Raw genomic sequence first — 19,680 nt, forward strand, 5'->3', positions numbered from 1 at the left:
GCATCTTCTTCTACTGCGGCTTCACCCAGATCCTGTCCATGGGCCGCCGCAACAAAATGACCGGCGTGGCCGAGCAGTTCCAGTACATCCTGCGCGATGAATCGATGCACCTGAACTTCGGTATCGACGTGATCAACCAGATCAAAATCGAAAACCCACATTTGTGGGATGCCGAGATGAAGGAAGAAGCGACCCAGATGATCCTGCAAGGGACTCAGCTGGAGATTGAATACGCGCGGGATACCATGCCGCGCGGGGTGTTGGGGATGAATGCGGCGATGATGGAGGATTACCTCAAGTTCATCGCTAACCGTCGCCTGTCGCAGATTGGCTTGAAGGAAGAGTATCCGGGGACGACTAACCCGTTCCCTTGGATGAGCGAGATTATGGATTTGAAGAAAGAGAAGAATTTCTTTGAGACTCGGGTTATTGAGTATCAGACGGGTGGGGCGTTGAGCTGGGATTGATTTTAATTACCAAATATCCCCCTAAAGCAAAGCTCTGATAACTCAGGGCTTTGCTTTAACTAAAACTTAATTCTAAAAACTCATAGCATCATTTCATTCAAAAACCGTGAAGGATGTTGATACTTAGTATCTCCCCAGGGCATCTTTCTCATCTTCGGATAAGTAATATAGATCCAGCGACGTGCGCGAGTTACTGCAACAAAAGCGTTATTTCTTTCTTCATTAATTTGCAAAGATGACTTCGCACGATAGTCAGGAAACACGCCTTCACACATACCGATCAAAAAGACTATATCCTTTTCGAGCCCCTTCATTGTATGCACTGTACTCAAGGTAAGCCCTTTTGGATCAAAATCCTCAATAAGCTGCCCCAAAGCCATAGCATTCCTAAAAGCAGCCAAACTCCCACCTAGCCCCTTCCGCTTGAAAACAGACCATGATCTTTGGAACTCTGCCAACTCACGCAATGACAACTCTAGCTCTTCGTCTCTCTCACTAGTATCTTTCGGACCCAGACTCTTAAGCACAGAATTAAAATAGGCAAATAGCTTTAGAAAGTTAGGCTCTTCCAGATCTAGATTATGAACATATTCGAGTAGCTCAGATTGCAGCGTAGGAAAAGGTATACTTGACGTCTTTGCAAGCCTTGAAAAAGACATCAATAAATCGGAGTCTCCCCAAGTGACTGGAAAACTAATTTTCAAAGCTCCACACAGTTTTTTACCATCGACCCAATCTTTAGGGTTAATACGTATCCGAATTGCCAAATCCAAAACCCGACCAAAAGTCGAGTCTGGCTCAGCCAAACGCTCACCCCGTCGCAATGAAAACGGTATGTTAAGTTCCAACAATTTTCGCTCTAACGCCCCGAAAACAAATCGATTACGCCCAATAATCACCATTTTATCCAAAGCAATATCCCCCTCAATTTCAGGGTGAATTTTTAAATCCAGAAAACCTTTAATACTTTGACATACCCAATCCGCCTCTTGTTCTTCATCTTGTAAAGCTCGAATCTCTTTATATCCAACCAGAGCAAAACTTGTGACATCCTGGGATCCAGGCTTTAATTTATTTGCCAATTCAATAACTGACCGAGAACTTCTGAAGTTTTGAGTCAATGAAAATATCAATGGAGAAAACTCATTAACAAAATTCTCACATAGATACTTATGAGACGACCCATTAAAACCATAAATCATCTGATTGGGGTCACCAACCATAAATAAACTTCTAGCTTTATCTCCACACAGAACCTTTATAAATTCGTACTGAGCTTTGTTTAAATCCTGAGCTTCATCAACACAAATATGTTTATATCTAGTTCTATAAATATCCCCACACCAAGGCTGATCTAGAAGGACCTTATGCGCATAAACCAATATATCATCAAAATCTATACCACCACTTTGCAGCAACGCATCTTGATAGGCAGTGTAAATCTCCCAAAATCCAAGTTCGCCTGAGTACTTATCTTTGATTTCCTCCTCACCTAGAAGCCCACGCTTTATTATAGAAAACTGCTCCATATAGTTTTGTACCACTCGAGAACTATCAACTCTAGCTGTTCCACCACTCCCTTCGAACATTGCTTTTAGATCTATTCCAGCATCCCGGAGTGACTGTAAGAAGACAGCTTTCCTATCCTCATCTCGTTCATAAATCTGAAGTTCTTGCGGGAGCCCAATGGTATGCCCGTATTGATTCAGTACGCGCTGCGCCACTGAATGAATTGTACCAATCCAGCATCTTTCACCAACATCATCGATATCCTCCAGGCGAGAATTCATTTCCTCAGCAGCTTTATTCGTAAAAGTCAGTGCTATAACTCTGTCTCTTTTATTAGAATTTAATATATGGCGGATACGCTCAGAAATCACACGCGTTTTACCCGAACCCGCAGAAGCAAGCACCTGAATAGCTTCGCCAATAGGAGCGTTGACAACAGCCATCTGCTGCGCTGATAGGTTCATAACTAAAAGGCTCCCTTTTTAATTTTCTCGAAAAGTTCAACTACTTTAGCAGGGAATTTACCGACTTCCAATGTAGAAATTTTTTCAGCAAAGACAGGTGCATATTTAGGTTTGCTAGAGTCAAAAATTTCAATTATTGCCATATTCTCACCCTGCTCGACCTTATAATCTCTAACCTGATTGGCAAAAATAGGCTGATTGCAAGCTTCGCATGGTGGTAAAGCTGTTTTTACTCGCCCAGATACAGACCCATCTCTAGTCTTCATCCAATTCGACAATGCGTCGACGCCGTCTAACTCGGCGATGGTCTCTATTGCTAAGTCACGATAACCGCTACTCAACAAATAGCCTTCAAAGTCACTATTATCAAGCACAGTCAAATATGGCGAATTATTGACATCCACTTCACCAAACACAATTTCATAATTTTTTTTCAAAGTTTTTAGTGTTTCAACCTCACCATCGCTAAAAACAAAACAAGGTATGAAGAAATTTTTGGCAAACTGAAAGAATGGCAAATATTTCTTACCTGAGCCTCCCACACCAATGAAATTAACTCCAAGCACAAAAGGTTCGCAGCCAAAATAGGCTCTAAATAGTATAGGTAACGCTTGCTCTTCTGTTTCGCCCTCACACAGAACCAAAGCTTTGGAAAATAATATCTCTCCGCGGGAGTGAATTACCTCCCGATGCAGGCGCCTACGATCTTCCGGCTCGCTATTTTCACTAATAAAACCGACCGAAATGGTATCGCCAGTTCTACGAATACACCTAAGCCCATCTTGCTCGGCCATTGCAGCTAAGTATGGAGAGTGAGTGCTGATTATTACTTGCCCTCTTGTAGACGCCAGCTGACCATACAAGGTTTTCTGAGCGCTGGGATGTAAATGCGCCTCGGGTTCTTCTGCTGCAAGAACTGGAAAAAATGGTTGCTCTTCTTCCTTATATTTTTTTGCCGCTATATCTAAAAATGACTTCACCGTCAGCATAGACGCCCAGCTTCGCGTCCCCATGCCGTGATACTCCATTGAAAATGAGCTATCGCTGCTTTCACCAAAGCTAATCGAAAAGTACTTTGATAAATCACGTATTTTTTTGGGTAGAGGAGTAATTTCGGCGCAGCCGACTCCATGGAACGACTTGCTTAAAAGTTCAAGATTTTCCTTTAGGCTTTGAAGAGCTGAGCTTTTTTTAACCGCTTCGTCATTAGCGCTCTTTATTAGTCCTTCCAGCAATTCAATATCCCGCGAATCATAAGTAACACTTGAAAGCACTTTACCCACGAATGAGGTTTTATCCCTTAACTCAAAGTGTATATCTCTCTGCGCATCAATAGGTATAAGAGGAATATTCTGCCATCTCCCGACAAATTTATTCTCTTTAATCTTTACGTTTTTCCAATCCGAGTACTCAACCCATTTATCGAGAGTACACCTAACCGTATCGAAGCCGCCCTTAATTAGGTTGGGCCTGCAGGTCGTTCGTAAAGCTACAAATTGATTTCCGCTCACATCTGACTGAATACTGTCAGCAAAATAATCAACCCACTGAGCAGAAAAAGCTCCTACCCTTTTACCTTCCTCAACAACTGGAACAACCCTTATATCGATTTTTATTTCCGTTGATCGTTCCTGCGAAGCAGAGATAAAAAAATCCTCTTCTGATAAAAACCTTGAATAGTCGCCTAAGGCCAACTGCAAAGCTTTAATTACAGAAGTCTTACCCGAGTTATTAGCACCTATTAATACTGTCACTCTTGGAAGATATATTTCTAACTGACTTACCCCTCTAAATCCAGCGATACGAATAACATCTATCAAAATCTCCATATTTCCTCCCCCCCCCAAAAATAATCGACACATCTTTAATTATCTTAAAAACAACTTAAAATCGACAAAGCTTCCTTCAAGAACTGCAAACCACAACACCACTCCGCAATATCACTCCTGTATTTTTTTCGCAACTGTATTTTGTAAAAATCGTTCACTACAATGAGACCACTGAGGCAATATTAGTTACTAATAGCAATTTCTGCGGTATTGACCTGGGAAAGTATTCCTCTTACCCTCATTTTCGAGCCTAAGAAACTCAAACCAGAGCGGTCCTCCGCACCCGACAGCCATGCGGCTTTTTTTCGCCAGCGGTTTCTCTACGCCTGTGAAAAATCCTCGTTATGTCGGGAGTGGGCGAATACAAGACCCGAAAGGGGAATATGTCCGGCCCGTCTCTGGTGGGTTTCTTAGCTCCCGACACCTATAACGAATGCCCTAAGAAAGCAACCAGAGGTAACGGAAATGCCTGGATACCTTGCACTCCTCACAAAGATCATTCGCCCCAGCACCATTTCTAAAACACGCTCCGACTCGGAGGTGTGTCATGCATGACTCGTCCGTTCCTACCGTCTTTACCCGTCAAAACCTCCCTTTACACGCCCTCCTTCTGGAAAACCAACCATGGTTCTGCGCTCGCGACCTTGGGCGTTTGATGGGGTGGTACCTGGATGAACGAACGACTCGTAAGCTCGATGAAGACCAACGTAAAACCGTAAAACTGCTATTTCACGGTCAGCCAGAAGAAATGCTGATGATTAGCGAATCCGGCGCTTATGCGTTGCTGGTCTATCACTACACACCAGGGAATCGCCTACTGCGTAGCTGGCTTACTCATGAAGTCGTCCCGACTTTGCGTGACGAGCGTCAGCCGCGAACAGTGGAGCGGCCGCTGTTGAGCATGTTGGACTGGCCAGAGATGTCATTGAACCTGCTGCATTGGCAGGATGAAGGCTGGATTCGCCTTCGAGACATGCCCTATCTGTTGGTCAATCGAACCTACCGGAAAGAGTCGGCAAAGACTCCGTGGTGGCGCAAGGTCACTCAACCTTTCCGAATGAAGCCGCGAATCTACTAAGGCGGACGACCGCCGAATCCTACCAATGCGTAGGAAATTTCGTAGACGCAATAATGGCTACTCAGTATCGTCCGAGGGCTTTCTACCCTCGGCGGCTGTATGGATATTACGAAAGACAACACGGACTGGAGCGACGCGGAGCTGGCAGCTGCGGTCGAGGCGTACTTAAAGATGTTGGCCTGGGAAAAGAACGGCCAACCGTTCAATAAAGCCCTCGAAAACCGCCTCCTGCGCGAAGGACCGGTGGCAGGCCGTGCAAAGGGCTCCATCGAGTTCCGCATGCAAAATATCTCCACCGTGCTTGTGCGTATGGGCTGGGACCGCATCGAAGGCTATAAGCCTGCGAAGAACGTGGGCGCAGGCGTCGAACAACGCATCCGCCAAGCGCTTGCCGCACAGGGTGTATTCGAATCCGAAGACGCCGCCCAAACAGCAGACGAGCAAACGCTTATCCGCCGCGCATCCAAACTGCAGCAGCAACCTTTCACTCAGCTACCGGACGGCATTGCCCAGCCGCAGAAGGTCTCGACCGTCAGCATCGCTTTTGTTCGCGACCCAAAGGTACGCGCCTGGGTACTGAAAGAGGCCGAGGGCATCTGCGAAGGCTGCGGCTCTAACGCGCCGTTTGAGGTCGACGGCCAGCCATTTCTTGAAGTACATCACGTCAAGCACCTGGCCCAGAAGGGTTCGGATCGCATCACCAATGCTGTAGCCTTGTGCCCCAATTGCCATCAGCGTTGTCACCGGTCGAGTGATCGGGAGGCTTTCACCGAGGGGCTTTACGCCAAGATCGGAAGATTGGCACGGGAGTAAACTCCTGAGGTCACACCTGATGCACACTCAAAAAAATACTAGATAGGACCGAGGCCAACCCGTGAACCCAGACATGCTCGAAGCCGGCCCCGTAGACGCCAAAGTACTTTCCGTCTTTGACTTCGACGGTACCCTGACCCACCACGACAGTTTCGTGCCCTTCCTCAAGTTTGCCTTTGGCACCGGCGAGTTTTATGGCCGGATGGTCAAGCTGGCGGTGCCTGGGTTGCGCTTTTTGATGCGGCAGATCAGTCGGGATGAGTTGAAGGCGCAGTTGATCCGCACCTTTATGACCGGGGTGGAGAAGGCGTGGGTGCAGCAGAAGGCCGAGGAGTATTGCCAGCGCAATTGGGCGCGGTTGATGCGCCCGGCCGGGGTGTTGTCGGTGGAGCAGGAGTTGGGCTCGGGGGCGGTGGTGACGCTGTGTTCGGCGTCGCCGGCGTTGGTGTTGCAGCCGTTTGCCGATCGGCTTGGGATCAAGTTGATTGGCACTGAGCTTGAGGTGGTCGACGGGGTGTTGACCGGCAAGCTCACCGGGAATAATTGTCGGTGTGAGAATAAGGTGCTGCGGCTCGAGGCGGTGTATGGAGACCTGGGGGAGTATCGGCTGCGGGCCTGGGGCGATACGCGTGGGGATCGGGAGTTGTTGGCGGCGGCGCAGGACGCGCATTTTCGGCATTTTCATGCGAAGAAGAAAAAGCGGGCTCGGTTGCAGCGGTGATGCGGGGGGGCGGGGTTGGCGAGGGGACCGAGTGATCCCATCGCAGCCTCGCTGGGGCCCGACAGCTCCTACGGTTTGATATGAAGATCATTAACGCCGATTGGCGTGCCCTTCTTTTCCAGTTCTGAACGTATCGAACCGTAGTGAAATGCAGCCTTGTCGTCGTAATGAACGACATCGAGCCGGGAAGTAAAGTCTTCCACGGCTCGATTATTTTTATCTACGAATTGGCTTATTTCAGCCCCGTGCATCAACTCGGCGAGATGATCAACTCTCGCCCCACGGGGTAGGGAATGGCTGGGAGAAATGACAGCCCGAGGATGCTCTATTGCATAGTTCTATGGCAACCACCCGACGAACGCCACGCTTAGAGCTCATAACGGGGATTGAACACCGGTTATCGTCGATCAAGCCGGCTACATTTTGCCCTCCGTAACGGCTGATATTTGCGTAGTATCCCGCTATTCATCTCACGGACCCGAGCCCCATGAAATTCGACACGGCCTACAGCCTGAGTCTCGATGACAAGCTGTCGATCTATGACGTGCGAGACCTGAATTTCGACGAAACCAACACCTTCGACTCCGACAAGGACAGTTTTCTCTGCCCCAACGATGCCTGTCGCGCTGCCTTCGAAGCAGGCAATGTGCTGAGCACGTTTAACGCCAAGAACGTCAACTACCAACGCACCCCGCATTTCAAAAACACGCCGAGCACCCGGCATATCGACGGCTGCCGCTATGCCAGTCTCCACAAGAGCGCAGAGGGCGAAAACGGCGATGAGCGTGAGGACAATTTCCCATCGGAATTTGTCCTCACCCGCCGTACGTACGAGCGTAAAACCGCAGTGGTCGGCACCGAAGGGTTGGTCCCACAAGATTCAGCGAAAATACCTTCAACCCGCAGCGGCGAATCTGTCAGTTCGAGCGACACCACCCCGGACAAGACCAGCGTGTTCGCCCACCCGGTCGAGTGCTATGTGTCGAACATCGACGACAAGGAAAAGCTCAAAAGCATGCCGTTGAAGATCGGCGAGCACACCGCGACTTACTCGACGTTTTTCAAGAAGATCGAATACCTGCAAGACAACAAGGGCCTGATCTACTGGGGCAAGATCAAAGCGATCAAGGACTACACCAGCAGCTTTCGCATCGACTTCGAAAAGAAGGTGTGGCTCGATAAGAAACCCTACTCGGTCAATGTCTATCTGAGCAAAAAGCTCATTGAGAACTACCGCAAGCGCAAGGCGTTCCTGGAGCAAATCAAGGCGGCGGTGGACAGTGAGCGGGCGTTGTATTGCTTCTTCTACGGGGTCACGCCGGAGTTGAAACAGGTGCCCAGCAAGAAAACCCCCGAGCAGACGTTCGGGGTGTTCAGCGCAAATATCGAGAACCTGGATCACCTGATTATTCGTGAGGCGCCAGGGTTGGAATAGTGGGTCGATAAAAATCCAGTTGATGAGCGGTCAAAACAACTGTACAAAAACACAGTATAATTTGCCCTCCCCCGTCGAACCCTGGAGAAACCCCATGTCCTCTCTGGCAATGAGCTCTTTCGTAGAACAGCAGATCGTCCTGCACCAATTCACCGCCAAACACAGCGTACAGGCCCGCGCGATGCTGGGCTGGAGCCGCGAAGAGCTGGCCCGCCAGGCGGGTGTGACGGTGGATGCCATCCAACAGTTTGAAAGCCTGGGCGACGTGGGTGATGAAACCCGCCTGGCATTGGCGTTTCGATTGGAGGCGCAAGGGCTGGTGTTTTTTCCGGGGTTTGCGCCGGGGTGGGGCATGAGTGTGCGGCGGTTTGACACCGCCCCCGCCGAACCTGCCGCACACACGATTATTTCGCGGCTGATGGGCTCAACAGCGGCATCAATTGATTCACCAACACCCCAACCGAATGGTGTGTAGAGTCCAAGCGAATCACCGGACAGGTCAGTGGCACCAACCAGGTTTCATGCCGACGCAGGCTGCGTAGGCTGTGGTTGCCGTTGTCGTAACGAGCGGCCCAAGCCAGGAAGGCGACGCTGTTTTCGTGGCGACTGCCACCTTCCAGGATTTCATCACCGTAGCGTTGCACTTCCCTCATGCGCAGGCGATGCAGGCGCACTTGCGGGTCGAGGCGCAGGAACACCACGTGGGTGAACTGCGCGATCATGGGGTCGCCCCAGCCGCACAGTGAACCGGACAGCACCCAGCCTTCCAGGCCGGCGGTCTGTTCCTGCAGCAGGCGGATGCGTTCATCCTTGGGCCGGGCAACGGTGAAAGGGGCGTCGGTTTGCTGCCAGTAGAAGTAGTCGGTGTCGAAGTAAGCGACGTTCAGACTTTCTGCCAAGGCCCTGCCCAGAGTGCTGGTGCCCGACCCCGCAGCACCGAGGATATGAATTCTATAGGCCATGGCTTCCCTCCATGACATTGAGTGTATCTGTTGAAGGCGTCAGCCCTTGAGTTTGTACACGCCAACGCCAACAACCGCCTGTTAATTCAACGCCCGCTTCTGGAACCTGCCTTCGCGGCCTCCTCGTAGCCATGGGCAACGGCCAGCAGTGTAGGTTCGGCCCAACGGGCACCAAAAAAATAGGCGCTGGTCGGCAGGCCGCGTTCATCTTTGCCGGAAGGTACCGAGATCCCAGGATAACCGGCCGCTGCAACTGCGAAATAGCTGTTCGTTTCAAAGTCCGACACCACGGCATCAAGCTTTTCCCCGTCAATCAGCTCATCCACTGTGCTGCGAAAATCCTGGATAAGCTCATTCCATAGCGGCTTGCGCTCCTCGGATGTCAAGGTGGATGCATCGATTTCCTTGAGCAGCGGCTGGTGGTCGGTGTCGCTGCCATCGCGCTTTTCATTGAACGCGATCAACTCGGAAACTGACTTGACCGGCAACCCAGCGCGCTTGCCCAGGTAATCATTCAACTCACTCTTCACATCAGCAAACAACAGCTCACCATAGCGCGATGCATCCGCCAGCCGCACGTTCACCGGTACCAGCACTGCGCCTTGTGCGCGAAGCACCTCAAGCGTTTTTTGAAATTGAGGGCTATTGTCCACCGGCAGGTTTTCGCCATCCGCGAAAAAGGTCGCGGGATAACCAATACGTTTATCCCTCAAGGCGCCAGGCTTGAGCAACGCGGTGTAGTCGATGCCTTGGGGGGCATCCACATTGGCTGAATCCTGAGGGTCGCTGCCCGACATGGCGTTGAGCAACAACGCGGCATCAAACACCGAACGCGTCATCGGCCCTGGCGTGTCCTGTCGATGGCTGGCAGGAATGATGCCGCTGCGGCTCAACAAGCCCACGCTGGGTTTGAAACCGACCACCCCGTTAAACGCCGCCGGGACGATGATCGAACCATTGGTTTCGGTGCCGACGGCCAAGGGCGCCAAACCAGCGGCGACCGCTACGGCCGAGCCCGAGCTTGATCCTCCCACCTGTGCATCCGCTTGATGAGGGTTGAGCGTCTGCCCGCCCCGGTGGCTGAAACCGTCGGGGCCGCCACGAAAGCCAGCCAGTTCGGTCAGGTTGGTTTTACCCAGGATCACTGCGCCCTGCTGGCGCAGGCGTTCGACGATAAACGCGTCCTTGATCGCAGCTGCCCCCACCAATCCAAAGGCGCCTGCGCTGGTTTGCTGGGTGTCGCCCGTTTCGATGTTGTCCTTGAGGAGCACGGGAATGCCGTGCAGCGCCCCCCGGACCGTGCCGCTGGCGCGTTCGCGATCCAGCTCGCGAGCAATCTCCAGCGCTTGAGGGTTGAGTTCGATAATGGCGTTTAATGCCGGGTCGCGTTTACGGATGCGCTCCTGCAGGAAGATGACCAGATCTTCCGATGTGAGCCCGCCAGGCCTGGCCATCTGTTCACTGAGCTCGCGAACACTGGCACGTTCCGTTCCCGGCGGAACCGGTTTGGAGGTGTCGGCAGTCAACTCCATCCAAGACGCCGCGTGACTAACAGCCCTATTCACACCATAACCAATACCAAACATGAACCACCTCGGGGAAGAGTAAGAAATGACGAAGGACCACCGTTGAGCCGGGCGCCAGTCTAAAAACTTCCCTCCCCCCCGCCAGCAAGACGTCGGCAATTCAACGCGTAGGATTGTTCAACACCCCAGGTAGCCCATGCTGTGCATTCTCCAGGCAACAAGCATTGCGATACCCCTGTGCCAGCGCCGCCAACGATTCCTTCGACCATCGCGCACCGTAGAACCACAATGTCGCGCCGCCATCGAGCGCCTCGGCAAATCTCGGGTAACCACTCCAGCACGCACCATGGAACGCAGCACTTTGACTATCGGATACCAGGGCATCCAGCCGGTGCTCATTCACAAGTTCATCGATTTCATTATGAGTGCGCAGGTTGAACGTGAGGGTGTCGTCGACACGTTGCGCCGGCACGGGTAACAGCTGCGCCCCGGCACGGCGCAGAACGTCCAGCGCTCGCATGAAAGGCGCACGGTGTTCAATCGGTTCGTGACCATCGCCACGTCCATATCGGTCGGCATACCCCACGCGCGTGCCGGCCAACGCTTGCATGGCGGTAAAGGTGCTGTTGCTCTGCACCAGCGGCACCTCCACCATCACCGGGCCCTCTGGGTCGATGCCGCTCAAGGCAATCAGCGTCAACGAGGGATCACGCATGGGTTTAATGGGCAGTGCCGGTACGTTATACCCGGGGATCAGGACCCCACCCTTGGGGTGGATTTGAGGGTGGGGATCGACATCAAACGCGATACTGCGGGGAGGCGCTTGATCGGCGGAAGGACGGGGACACGCAGGCGCCAGACCGGTCATATCCAAGAGCGGAGACAGCGGCTGGCCCACCAGGCAAACAGCATTCACCCGCGAAAACTTTCTGCATTTGTTGTCCATCAGAACGCGCCCCCCGAAATTATTGTCCAGGGATCATCGCATCCTCGCCGAGGCCTGTCGTAGACCTGAAACAGCTTGAAAACTCCTTTTCCGGCGCCTCTGCGCCATCAGCTCACAAGGTGCTCTTGCGCACATTGGATTTCCACCTCCAGCCACCATGCATATCCACGCTCCGGCTGGTTCAAACTGAACGCCTGGCCCATCGGCGGTGTGGTGATCGACACATTGCGCTCCCACGCCAGCGCCATGATCCGGTCAAAAGGTTCGTGCCAGGCGTGGAACGCCAGGTCGAACGTGCCGTTATGGATCGGCAGCAGCCAACGGCCCTTAAGGTCGATATGTGCTTGCAGGGTTTGCTCCGGTTGCATATGCACATGGGGCCAGTCAACGTTGTAAGCGCCGGTTTCCATCAACGTCAGATCGAACGGGCCGTACTGTTCGCCGATGCGTTTAAAGCCGTCGAAATAGCCGGTGTCACCGCTGAAAAAGATCCGCCGCGCGCCGTCGATCATCACCCAGGAACACCATAGGGTCTGGTTGGCATCAAACAGGCCACGCCCGGAAAAGTGCTGCGCCGGCGTGGCGACAAAGCGAATGCCATCTACCTCGGTGCCCTGCCACCAATCCAGTTGCCGCACCTTGCTGGCGTCGACACCCCACTTGACCAGAATGTCGCCCACGCCCAGCGGCGCGAGAAAGTAACGGGTCTTGTCGGCCAGTTGCACGACAGCCTTACGGTCAAGATGGTCGTAGTGGTTGTGGGAAAGAATCACCGCCTCCAGGGGCGGCAGCTCTTCAAGACTGATAGGCGGCTGATGGAAACGCTTGGGGCCAGCCCAACTGAACGGCGAAGCGCGCTCGGCGAACACCGGGTCGGTCAGCCAGAACTTGCCGCGCATTTTCAGCAACACGGTGGAATGCCCCAGGCGGAACACGCTGTGATCAGGCGCCGCCAGCAACTGCTCGCGGGTCAGCGGTTGCACCGGGATCTGCCCCACCGGCCGCGTACTGCGTGGCTTGTTGAACAGCATGTTCCAGAAGATACGCAAGGTCTTGCCAAAGCCACCGTGCTGTACGGGGGCGTCGTTGCTGAAGCTCCCCAGGTCCTGCTCGGCAGGCTTGGGCGCCGCAGGCGAAGACTTGAGGCGGGTTGAGATCGTGGCCATTACCGAGTGACTCCTACGGTCCGCTCATAAGTTACACTGCACAGTGTAGTTTCAAGATTGCAACAAAATCCGCAGCAAGTAAACTACCCGGTGTAATTTCCCTTCCAGAGCCGAACGCACCCATGACTGCCCCTCAACGCCTCACCGACCGCAAACGCGAAGCCATCGTAGCAGCGGCTATCGCCGAGTTTCGGGCCAACGGTTTCGAGGTCACCAGCATGGACAAGATCGCCGCCACCGCCGGGGTTTCAAAGCGCACGGTGTACAACCATTTCCCCAGCAAGGAAGAATTGTTCGCCGAAATCCTCCATCAGCTCTGGGCCAGCAGCGTTGCGCAACTCGACGTCAGCTACACCCGCGAGCGCCCCCTGCGCGAACAATTGCGCGGGTTGCTGGAAGCGAAGATGAAGATGATGGCGGACGCCAACTTCCTCGACCTGGCACGGGTGGCCATCGCCGCCACCATCCATTCGCCGGAACGCGCGCAAGACATGGTCAACCGCCTGAGCCAGCGCGAAGAAGGCTTTACCCAGTGGGTACGCGCCGCCCAGGAAGACGGCCGCCTCTCCTGCACCGACCCGGCGTTTGCCGCCCACCAGATCCAAAGCCTGCTCAAGGCCTTCGCGTTCTGGCCGCAGATTACCCTTGGCCAGCCCACCCTCGACGCCACCCAACAGGCCAACGTCATTGAGTCAGCCATCGACCTGTTCCTTGCCGGCTACGAAGTCCGCGCCCCCCTCGCCCGGTAGAAAGCATTGCAGGAGCGACATTCCTGGTCGCTTTTGACGCATTCGCCCTCTGTTTTGCGCAAATGGCCTGGAAGGCCACTGATTATTCCCACGCGAATAACTGACAATATTCACAGGTCTTATCCGATCAACGGTTGATCCAGCCGATCCGCGCCGTCGCATATGTGAAAAACAGCTCAACCAGGAATTTATGGAAAACAGACGAGGCAAAGGGCTCTCATTTGCCAGGCGTATTTATCAGCCACGGATCATCGGCCTGGGTGTCGGCAGCATCAGCGTCACCGGCGCCTTGTACCCACTCGCCATGCCGGGCTGGGTCTGGGCGTTGTTGCTGCTTAATGGGTTTGCCTGGGCGCATCTGGCCTACCAGTTGTCGACCCGCTCGCAGTTCCCTTACCAGGCGGAACAGCGCAACTTCCTGTATGACTCGGTATTCGGCGGGTTCTGGGCAGCCGCCGCACAGTTCACGCCGCTGACGGCCGTGACCATCCTATCGATGATGACCATGAACAACGTCGCCGCCGGCGGCAGGCGCCTGTTCCTGCGCGGCTTGCTCGCACAAGGGCTGGGGGTCGGCGTGGCGTGGGCGCTGTTCGGTATCAAGTTCAACCCCGAGGTCAGCCTGCTGCAGGTCTACACCTGCCTGCCCATGCTGACCCTATACCCCATGGCCATCGGCATGGTTTGTTATCAACTGGCGATCAAGCTGTCGGAACATAAACGCGCCCTCAGTGCCCTGAGTCGCACCGACAGCCTCACCGGCCTGCTCAACCACGGCTCGTGGAAAGACCTGCTGCACCTCAAGTTCCACAAGTGCCAGCAGCAGCAAAGCCACGCCACCATCGCGTTGATCGATATTGATCACTTCAAGCAGATCAACGATACCCATGGCCACATTGTCGGCGACACGGTGCTGCGGCAACTGAGCCTGGAACTGCGGCGCAACCTGCGGGAAAACGACTTGGCCGGGCGTTACGGGGGCGATGAGTTCTGTGTGATTCTTCCGCAAATGCCTCTGGAGCAAGCGGCCAAGATCATGGAGCAGATGCGCGAAACATTCGGCGATTACCGCCCCCCGCAAATACCGGAACTGCGCGTCAGCCTGAGCATCGGTTTGGCGGACTTCCAGCCCCGCTTCACCGACGCGGCCATGTGGCTGAACGCAGCTGACCGAGCGCTCTATGCAGCCAAGGACACCGGGCGTAATCGAGTCAATGTCAGTGACGACCGGATCGCCTGTTCCGCCTGAAATCGCCCCACGACACCTCGTCTGAATCTTCCGTCCAACGCCCTGGGCGATAGCATAAAGCCTCCACTGGTCGCCTACCCAAAAATGGTCCTGCTCCTGGGGCGAACTTCTTGTCAGGCTGATCACTCTTAACCCGTTGTTCCACCCCCGCTGTCAGCACAAGGAGGCTGACAATGAGCACGTCAACCGTACGGCGAATGCCTTACGGGGGCAGGCGCACATACATGGACACTCCCAGACGCATGCTTGCCCGAGCACCCGAACATGCTATTCAACGCCCATAAAAAAACCATCAATACCCTGAAACACACCGTGGCTCACCAGGCCAGCCTGCTGGACGCAATCGAGCGCTCCATGGCGGTGATCGAATTTGATCCGCAAGGCCTCGTGCTGCGCGCCAATGACAACTTCCTCAACACGCTGGGCTACCGCGCCGAGCAGATCGAAGGCCAATCCCACCGGATGTTCTGTACGCCCGCTTTCGCCCGGAGCGCCGAGTACATGCAGCTGTGGTCCAACCTGCAAAAAGGTCAATTCCAGTCAGGTACTTTTGAACGGGTGGCCAGCAACGGTCAGTCGGTGTGGCTGGAAGCCAGCTACACCCCAGTGCGTGACGACGAGGGCCGTGTGATCAAAGTGGTGAAGTACGCCCTGGACGTCACCCCGCGCCTGCAGGCCGAAAGCGAGGCCAACGCCAAGTTGGAAGCCATCGGCCGGGCAATGGCCGTCATCGAGTTCAATCTCGACGGCACGATCATCACCGCCAACGCCAACTTCCTGCAGCGCATGGGCTACAGCCTGGCGCAGGTTCAGGGCCAGCATCACCGCCTGTTCTGCCCCCCAGAGACTGCCGCGAGTTCAGCCTACAGTGACTTCTGGCGGCGCCTGAACCAGGGCGAACTGTTCAGCGGCCAATTCGAACGCGTGGATAAAAACGGCCGGCCCGTGTGGCTCGAAGCCAGCTACAACCCGGTGTACGACGCCAGCGGGCGCCTGTGCAAAGTGGTGAAGTTCGCCTCGGACATCACCGCGCGCGTGCAACAACATGCCGCTGACGCGCAAAGCGCCGCCCAAGCCTATCACCTGTCCCTGCATACCCAGGACATGGCGGAAAAAGGCGCCGATGTGATCCAGAAAACAGCCAGCGGCATGCGTGAAATCTCCTCGGACATCGACAGTTCCTCGCAACTGATCGCCAAGCTGGGCGAGCGTTCGCAACAGATCACCACCATCGTCAACACCATTCGCGGCATTGCCGACCAGACCAACCTGCTGGCACTCAATGCTGCTATCGAAGCGGCGCGCGCAGGTGAACAAGGCCGTGGTTTTGCCGTGGTGGCCGATGAAGTACGACAGTTGGCGGCGCGCACCAGCGGTTCCACCACGGAGATTTCCAGCATGATCGCGGTGATCCAGGCTGAAACCCGCCAAGCCATCGACAGCATGGACGCGACCCGCGACCGCGCCGCCCAGGGCGTGGAGCTGGCCAACCAGGCCGGTACGGTGATCCTGCAGATTCGCGAAGGCACCAGCGAGGCGGTGCACGCGGTGAGCGCGTTTGCCAATGAGCGTGGCGTCCACTAAGTAGGCTCCGGGTTATTCATGTGTAAGACAGGTCGCCGAGGCTATAGTGATTCACTGTCTTAACGTTGATGACCCGAGCCCACCATGACACCCGACAAGCCCGAATCTCCCCCCGTCGATCACCTGCGCTTTCACCGACGCCACGCCCACCTGGCGCCGACCTTTGGCAATGACACCTTTGCCCTCAAGGCCGAGGCCTTTGCGCGCTTCTTTGGTACGCCGACCTTCCTCGGTGCGCAAACCGCGATCGTGATCTTGTGGGTGGTGCTTAACGTAACCGGCATCACCCACTTCGACGTGTACCCGTTCATCCTGCTCAACCTGGCGTTCAGCCTGCAATCAGCCTATGCCGCGCCACTGATCCTGCTGGCCCAGACGCGCCAGGCGGCCCGCGACAAAGCCCAGTCCGACGCCGATGCACAACACCGTGAAGCACTGGCCATCGCCAATTCCGAACGCCAGGCCCAGGCCGCGCAAACCACCAAACAGCTGCTGGAATTGCTGGAGCAGAACACCCGACTGACGGAAATGACCAAGCAACTGACCGAACACATCGAAACCCTGACGTGCGAAATGCATGAGCACTACGTAAGAAAACCCCAGTAACTGCGTGTATCCATTGTGGGAGGGGCGGTGTCAGGGTTTCATCTGCACATGCCGCCCCAACTCATCAAACAGCGTCACCACCGAGCGCAATGCCCGGCAATCGGGACGTGTCAGCAACCATAACGCCGTGTCGTGCCCTGCCAATGCGGGGCCCAGGGGTTGCAGGCCTTCATCCAGCAGAAAATCCGGCAGCGCCGCCACGCCCAACCCAGCCCGCACCAGTTCGGTGACCGACAACATGCTGTTGCAGCGATAACTGGGGCGCACCCCAGGCAGGTGTTCGCGGCGCCAGGCCACCGTCGGGTGATCGGGCAGGAAGTCGTCCGGCGCGATCCAGGCCAGGTCCGCCAGTGAGCACCCGGCGTGTAGGCGCGCATAGGTGGGATTGGCGCACACCTGATACGCCACGGCCCCCAGGCAACGGCCGACAAGGTGCTCCGGCGGTGCCTTGGTCAGGCGCAGGGCAATGTCGGCATCGCGGCGGCTGAGGTTGGCGAAATCATTGGAAGTGCTCAGTTCCAGGGTCAGCGCCGGGTACTCCGGCATGAACTGCGCCAGCGCCGGCAGCAACAGCCCTTGCAGCACCGAGTCGGTACAGGTGAGGCGCACCGTGCCGCTGATCACCTCGCCGCCCTGCTCGACGCCGATGCGCGCCGCTTCCAGCGCTTGTTCGGCACGTTCGGCCTGCTGCGCGAGGTTGCTGGCCAGGCTGGTGGGCAGGTAGCCGGCGCGGCTTTTTTCAAACAACGTCTGGCCCAATGCGGCCTCCAGCCGCCGCACCGCGCGGAACACCGTGGACACATCCACCCGCAACAATGCCGCCGCCCGCGCCAGGGTGCCGCCACGCACCAGGGCGAGGATCAGCGACAGGTCGGGGTAATCGATTTGATAGTGCGTGGCTGCATTGAGCATGTGGGTAAACGCCAATATTGATTGCGTGCGCGCCAATCTATAGTGCGTATCAGGACACCACAAGCCATAGGACGCACACGATGAAAGCCACCACCTTGCACCTCGCCCTGATCGGCGATTACAACCCCGATGTCATCGCGCACCAGGCCATTCCCGTCGCGCTGCAACGGGCCGCCGAAACCCTCGGCGTGCAGGTTCATCTGCAATGGCTGGACACCGATACCCTCACGCCCACCACAGAACTGCACGGCTTCGACGGTTTCTGGTGCGTGCCCGCCAGCCCCTACCGCGACAGCGACGGTGCATTGCGGGCGATCCGTTTTGCCCGCGAACAACGGCGACCTTTCCTCGGCACTTGCGGCGGTTTTCAACACGCGGTACTGGAATACGCCCGCAACGTGCTGGGCTGGGCCGATGCCGAACATGGCGAACTGGCGCCGGACGCTGAACGCGCGGTGATCACCCCCCTGAGCTGCGCCCTGGTTGACGCCACCGACAGCCTGCGTTTGACGCCCTACACGCGCATCGCCGAGGCCTACGGCCGTGTTGAAATCGAGGAAGGCTATCGCTGCCGCTACGGCATAAACCCCGAATTCGCCGATGCCCTGCTCGAACGCGAGATGATTCCCAGCGGGCATGATGCGGCCGGCGATCTGCGCGCGGTCGAGTTGCTCGACCATCCGTTCTTCGTCGCCACGCTGTTCCAGCCTGAACGCGCCGCCCTCAAGGGCATCACGCCGCCTTTGGCGATTGCCCTGCTCAAGGCTTGCCAGGAGCAGTGCGCATGATCGCCAAGACACCCGCCCCACCCTACTACGCCGTGATTTTCAGCTCATTGCGCACCGACGGCGATCAAGGCTACGGCCAGGCCGCCGCCCGCATGTTGGAGCTGGCGCACGAACAACCGGGGTTTCTCGGAGTGGAATCGGCGCGGGAGGATGGCCTGGGGATTACCGTGTCGTACTGGAGCAGCGAGGCCGCGATCCTGGCCTGGAAGCAGCAGGCCGAGCATCGGGCGGTGCGTGAACAAGGACGCGCCACCTGGTACTCGGCGTTTCAGACACGGGTGTGCAAGGTGGAACGGGCCTACGCATTCCAGGGCCAGTAACCTTCGTATCGCCCGGCTCTCTGTGGCGAGCGGGCCTGTTGTGGCGAGCGGGCTTGCCCCGCGTTGGGGCGCGAAGCGGCCCCTGAACCAGACGCTGCGGTTAGTCTGGAGAACCGCGTTAACTGAATTGGGGCTGCTTCGCAGCCCAACGCGGGGCAAGCCCGCTCGCCACAGAAAACCAGCCTGCCACGCAAGGCTCGCTTACCGCCGATGCCGTCTAGCTCACCAGACTGCGCAGCGCGCTGATCTGTGGAATCTCCACTCGCTTCATATACACGCGCAGCGGCTCGCTGATGTTGATGCGGTCGTCGATATTCTGGTCGAGCAGCAACTGGATACGCTCGCGGGACAGGGTCATGGTCTGCTCGGGGGCCGGCAGCCAGACAAATTCAGCGGTGGGGATGATGCCGTCGTCGGCCACGTCCATGCCGAAGGAGTCTTCGCTGAAACGCACGATGTACTGGCCAGTCTTGCGGTTGAGGCCAACAAAACCGTGGAGTTGGTCGGCGGCCTGGCAGATAAGCTCGGAGGTGATGCGCATGGTAAACCTCACTGA

Annotated in this window: 20 protein-coding genes; 12 read left to right on the forward strand and 8 right to left on the reverse strand. The window is 55.7% G+C overall.

Translation table 11 applies throughout. From position 1 onward, the window contains the following. On the forward strand, positions 1-467 hold a 467-nt coding region (locus FIV39_RS20875; protein ID WP_146371599.1), incomplete at its 5' end, for a ribonucleotide-diphosphate reductase subunit beta. A gap of 80 nt (positions 468-547) precedes the next feature. Here FIV39_RS20875 and FIV39_RS20880 read toward each other — a convergent pair. Beyond that, on the reverse strand, positions 548-2,440 hold the full coding sequence (locus FIV39_RS20880) for an ATP-dependent helicase (protein WP_090400462.1): 1,893 nt from the start codon (positions 2,438-2,440) through the stop codon (positions 548-550). A gap of 2 nt (positions 2,441-2,442) precedes the next feature. Continuing rightward, positions 2,443-4,269 (reverse strand): ATP-dependent nuclease, encoded by a 1,827-nt coding sequence (locus tag FIV39_RS20885; RefSeq protein ID WP_090400463.1) that lies wholly within the window; start codon positions 4,267-4,269, stop codon positions 2,443-2,445. Between the two features lie 547 nt (positions 4,270-4,816). Here FIV39_RS20885 and FIV39_RS20890 point away from each other — a divergent pair. From FIV39_RS20890 to FIV39_RS20915, 5 genes are all read left to right on the forward strand, one after another. Then, positions 4,817-5,347: a BRO-N domain-containing protein gene (locus FIV39_RS20890; protein WP_090400464.1), complete on the forward strand. Its 531-nt coding sequence runs from the start codon at positions 4,817-4,819 to the stop codon at positions 5,345-5,347. Positions 5,348-5,446: 99 nt separating this feature from the next. After that, the gene (locus FIV39_RS20895; RefSeq protein WP_090400465.1) at positions 5,447-6,160 is read left to right on the forward strand and encodes an HNH endonuclease; all 714 of its coding nucleotides are present in this window, start codon (positions 5,447-5,449) and stop codon (positions 6,158-6,160) included. Between the two features lie 73 nt (positions 6,161-6,233). Continuing rightward, positions 6,234-6,881, forward strand: coding sequence for an HAD-IB family hydrolase (locus FIV39_RS20900; RefSeq protein ID WP_090400466.1), 648 nt, complete (start codon positions 6,234-6,236; stop codon positions 6,879-6,881). Positions 6,882-7,368: 487 nt separating this feature from the next. After that, positions 7,369-8,316: a hypothetical protein gene (locus tag FIV39_RS20910; protein ID WP_090400467.1), complete on the forward strand. Its 948-nt coding sequence runs from the start codon at positions 7,369-7,371 to the stop codon at positions 8,314-8,316. Between the two features lie 94 nt (positions 8,317-8,410). Then, a complete protein-coding gene (locus FIV39_RS20915) occupies positions 8,411-8,791 on the forward strand; it encodes a helix-turn-helix domain-containing protein (RefSeq protein ID WP_090400468.1) in 381 nt (126 codons plus the stop codon). Here the strand turns inward: FIV39_RS20915 and FIV39_RS20920 are convergent. From FIV39_RS20920 to FIV39_RS20935, 4 genes are all read right to left on the reverse strand, one after another. Further along, a complete protein-coding gene (locus FIV39_RS20920; RefSeq protein ID WP_090400469.1) occupies positions 8,721-9,278 on the reverse strand; it encodes an AAA family ATPase in 558 nt (185 codons plus the stop codon). The two genes, FIV39_RS20915 and FIV39_RS20920, sit on opposite strands and share 71 nt — an antisense overlap. Positions 9,279-9,364: 86 nt before the next feature. Continuing rightward, complete coding sequence (locus FIV39_RS20925) at positions 9,365-10,864, reverse strand: amidase family protein (protein ID WP_146371605.1); 1,500 nt, start codon at positions 10,862-10,864, stop codon at positions 9,365-9,367. A 100-nt stretch (positions 10,865-10,964) separates the two neighbouring features. Further along, the gene (locus FIV39_RS20930) at positions 10,965-11,519 is read right to left on the reverse strand and encodes a hypothetical protein (protein ID WP_090400471.1); all 555 of its coding nucleotides are present in this window, start codon (positions 11,517-11,519) and stop codon (positions 10,965-10,967) included. Between the two features lie 338 nt (positions 11,520-11,857). Further along, positions 11,858-12,916: an MBL fold metallo-hydrolase gene (locus tag FIV39_RS20935; protein ID WP_090400472.1), complete on the reverse strand. Its 1,059-nt coding sequence runs from the start codon at positions 12,914-12,916 to the stop codon at positions 11,858-11,860. Positions 12,917-13,038: 122 nt separating this feature from the next. Between FIV39_RS20935 and FIV39_RS20940 the strand changes: the two genes are divergently transcribed. From FIV39_RS20940 to FIV39_RS20955, 4 genes are all read left to right on the forward strand, one after another. Next, positions 13,039-13,665, forward strand: coding sequence for a TetR/AcrR family transcriptional regulator (locus FIV39_RS20940; protein ID WP_090400473.1), 627 nt, complete (start codon positions 13,039-13,041; stop codon positions 13,663-13,665). Positions 13,666-13,855: 190 nt separating this feature from the next. Next, positions 13,856-14,914: a diguanylate cyclase gene (locus FIV39_RS20945; protein WP_090400474.1), complete on the forward strand. Its 1,059-nt coding sequence runs from the start codon at positions 13,856-13,858 to the stop codon at positions 14,912-14,914. A gap of 264 nt (positions 14,915-15,178) precedes the next feature. Continuing rightward, entirely contained in the window at positions 15,179-16,498 is a 1,320-nt protein-coding gene (locus FIV39_RS34125; RefSeq protein ID WP_090400475.1) for a methyl-accepting chemotaxis protein, read from the forward strand. An 84-nt stretch (positions 16,499-16,582) separates the two neighbouring features. Beyond that, entirely contained in the window at positions 16,583-17,104 is a 522-nt protein-coding gene (locus FIV39_RS20955; RefSeq protein WP_090400476.1) for a DUF1003 domain-containing protein, read from the forward strand. A 30-nt stretch (positions 17,105-17,134) separates the two neighbouring features. Here the strand turns inward: FIV39_RS20955 and FIV39_RS20960 are convergent, their stop codons facing one another. Continuing rightward, on the reverse strand, positions 17,135-18,016 hold the full coding sequence (locus FIV39_RS20960) for a LysR family transcriptional regulator (RefSeq protein ID WP_090400477.1): 882 nt from the start codon (positions 18,014-18,016) through the stop codon (positions 17,135-17,137). A gap of 80 nt (positions 18,017-18,096) precedes the next feature. Here FIV39_RS20960 and FIV39_RS20965 point away from each other — a divergent pair, with 80 nt between their 5' ends. Beyond that, a complete protein-coding gene (locus FIV39_RS20965) occupies positions 18,097-18,804 on the forward strand; it encodes a CTP synthase C-terminal region-related (seleno)protein (protein ID WP_090400478.1) in 708 nt (235 codons plus the stop codon). Beyond that, on the forward strand, positions 18,801-19,124 hold the full coding sequence (locus FIV39_RS20970) for an antibiotic biosynthesis monooxygenase family protein (protein WP_090400479.1): 324 nt from the start codon (positions 18,801-18,803) through the stop codon (positions 19,122-19,124). Before FIV39_RS20965 ends, FIV39_RS20970 begins: the two co-directional genes overlap by 4 nt. 217 nt (positions 19,125-19,341) lie before the next feature. Here FIV39_RS20970 and FIV39_RS20975 read toward each other — a convergent pair whose 3' ends face one another. Then, a complete protein-coding gene (locus FIV39_RS20975; RefSeq protein ID WP_027605634.1) occupies positions 19,342-19,665 on the reverse strand; it encodes a DUF2025 family protein in 324 nt (107 codons plus the stop codon). Positions 19,666-19,680: the final 15 nt, after the last annotated feature.

It is taken from the genome of Pseudomonas grimontii (assembly GCF_007858185.1).
Classification (GTDB): Bacteria; Pseudomonadota; Gammaproteobacteria; order Pseudomonadales; family Pseudomonadaceae; genus Aquipseudomonas; species Aquipseudomonas grimontii.

What these genes read in the sequence shown, in the direction of transcription:
- FIV39_RS20960 (WP_090400477.1), bottom strand. Translation starts at nt 18,016, where the DNA reads ATGCTCAATGCAGCCACGCACTATCAAATCGATTACCCCGACCTGTCG.
- FIV39_RS20910 (WP_090400467.1), top strand. Translation starts at nt 7,369, where the DNA reads ATGAAATTCGACACGGCCTACAGCCTGAGTCTCGATGACAAGCTGTCG.
- FIV39_RS20945 (WP_090400474.1), top strand. Translation starts at nt 13,856, where the DNA reads ATGGAAAACAGACGAGGCAAAGGGCTCTCATTTGCCAGGCGTATTTAT.
- FIV39_RS34125 (WP_090400475.1), top strand. Translation starts at nt 15,179, where the DNA reads ATGCTATTCAACGCCCATAAAAAAACCATCAATACCCTGAAACACACC.
- FIV39_RS20965 (WP_090400478.1), top strand. Translation starts at nt 18,097, where the DNA reads ATGAAAGCCACCACCTTGCACCTCGCCCTGATCGGCGATTACAACCCC.
- FIV39_RS20925 (WP_146371605.1), bottom strand. Translation starts at nt 10,864, where the DNA reads ATGTTTGGTATTGGTTATGGTGTGAATAGGGCTGTTAGTCACGCGGCG.
- FIV39_RS20975 (WP_027605634.1), bottom strand. Translation starts at nt 19,665, where the DNA reads ATGCGCATCACCTCCGAGCTTATCTGCCAGGCCGCCGACCAACTCCAC.
- FIV39_RS20880 (WP_090400462.1), bottom strand. Translation starts at nt 2,440, where the DNA reads ATGAACCTATCAGCGCAGCAGATGGCTGTTGTCAACGCTCCTATTGGC.
- FIV39_RS20900 (WP_090400466.1), top strand. Translation starts at nt 6,234, where the DNA reads ATGCTCGAAGCCGGCCCCGTAGACGCCAAAGTACTTTCCGTCTTTGAC.
- FIV39_RS20940 (WP_090400473.1), top strand. Translation starts at nt 13,039, where the DNA reads ATGACTGCCCCTCAACGCCTCACCGACCGCAAACGCGAAGCCATCGTA.
- FIV39_RS20920 (WP_090400469.1), bottom strand. Translation starts at nt 9,278, where the DNA reads ATGGCCTATAGAATTCATATCCTCGGTGCTGCGGGGTCGGGCACCAGC.
- FIV39_RS20895 (WP_090400465.1), top strand. Translation starts at nt 5,447, where the DNA reads ATGGATATTACGAAAGACAACACGGACTGGAGCGACGCGGAGCTGGCA.
- FIV39_RS20955 (WP_090400476.1), top strand. Translation starts at nt 16,583, where the DNA reads ATGACACCCGACAAGCCCGAATCTCCCCCCGTCGATCACCTGCGCTTT.
- FIV39_RS20890 (WP_090400464.1), top strand. Translation starts at nt 4,817, where the DNA reads ATGCATGACTCGTCCGTTCCTACCGTCTTTACCCGTCAAAACCTCCCT.
- FIV39_RS20885 (WP_090400463.1), bottom strand. Translation starts at nt 4,269, where the DNA reads ATGGAGATTTTGATAGATGTTATTCGTATCGCTGGATTTAGAGGGGTA.
- FIV39_RS20930 (WP_090400471.1), bottom strand. Translation starts at nt 11,519, where the DNA reads ATGCGTGATCCCTCGTTGACGCTGATTGCCTTGAGCGGCATCGACCCA.
- FIV39_RS20915 (WP_090400468.1), top strand. Translation starts at nt 8,411, where the DNA reads ATGTCCTCTCTGGCAATGAGCTCTTTCGTAGAACAGCAGATCGTCCTG.
- FIV39_RS20970 (WP_090400479.1), top strand. Translation starts at nt 18,801, where the DNA reads ATGATCGCCAAGACACCCGCCCCACCCTACTACGCCGTGATTTTCAGC.
- FIV39_RS20935 (WP_090400472.1), bottom strand. Translation starts at nt 12,916, where the DNA reads ATGGCCACGATCTCAACCCGCCTCAAGTCTTCGCCTGCGGCGCCCAAG.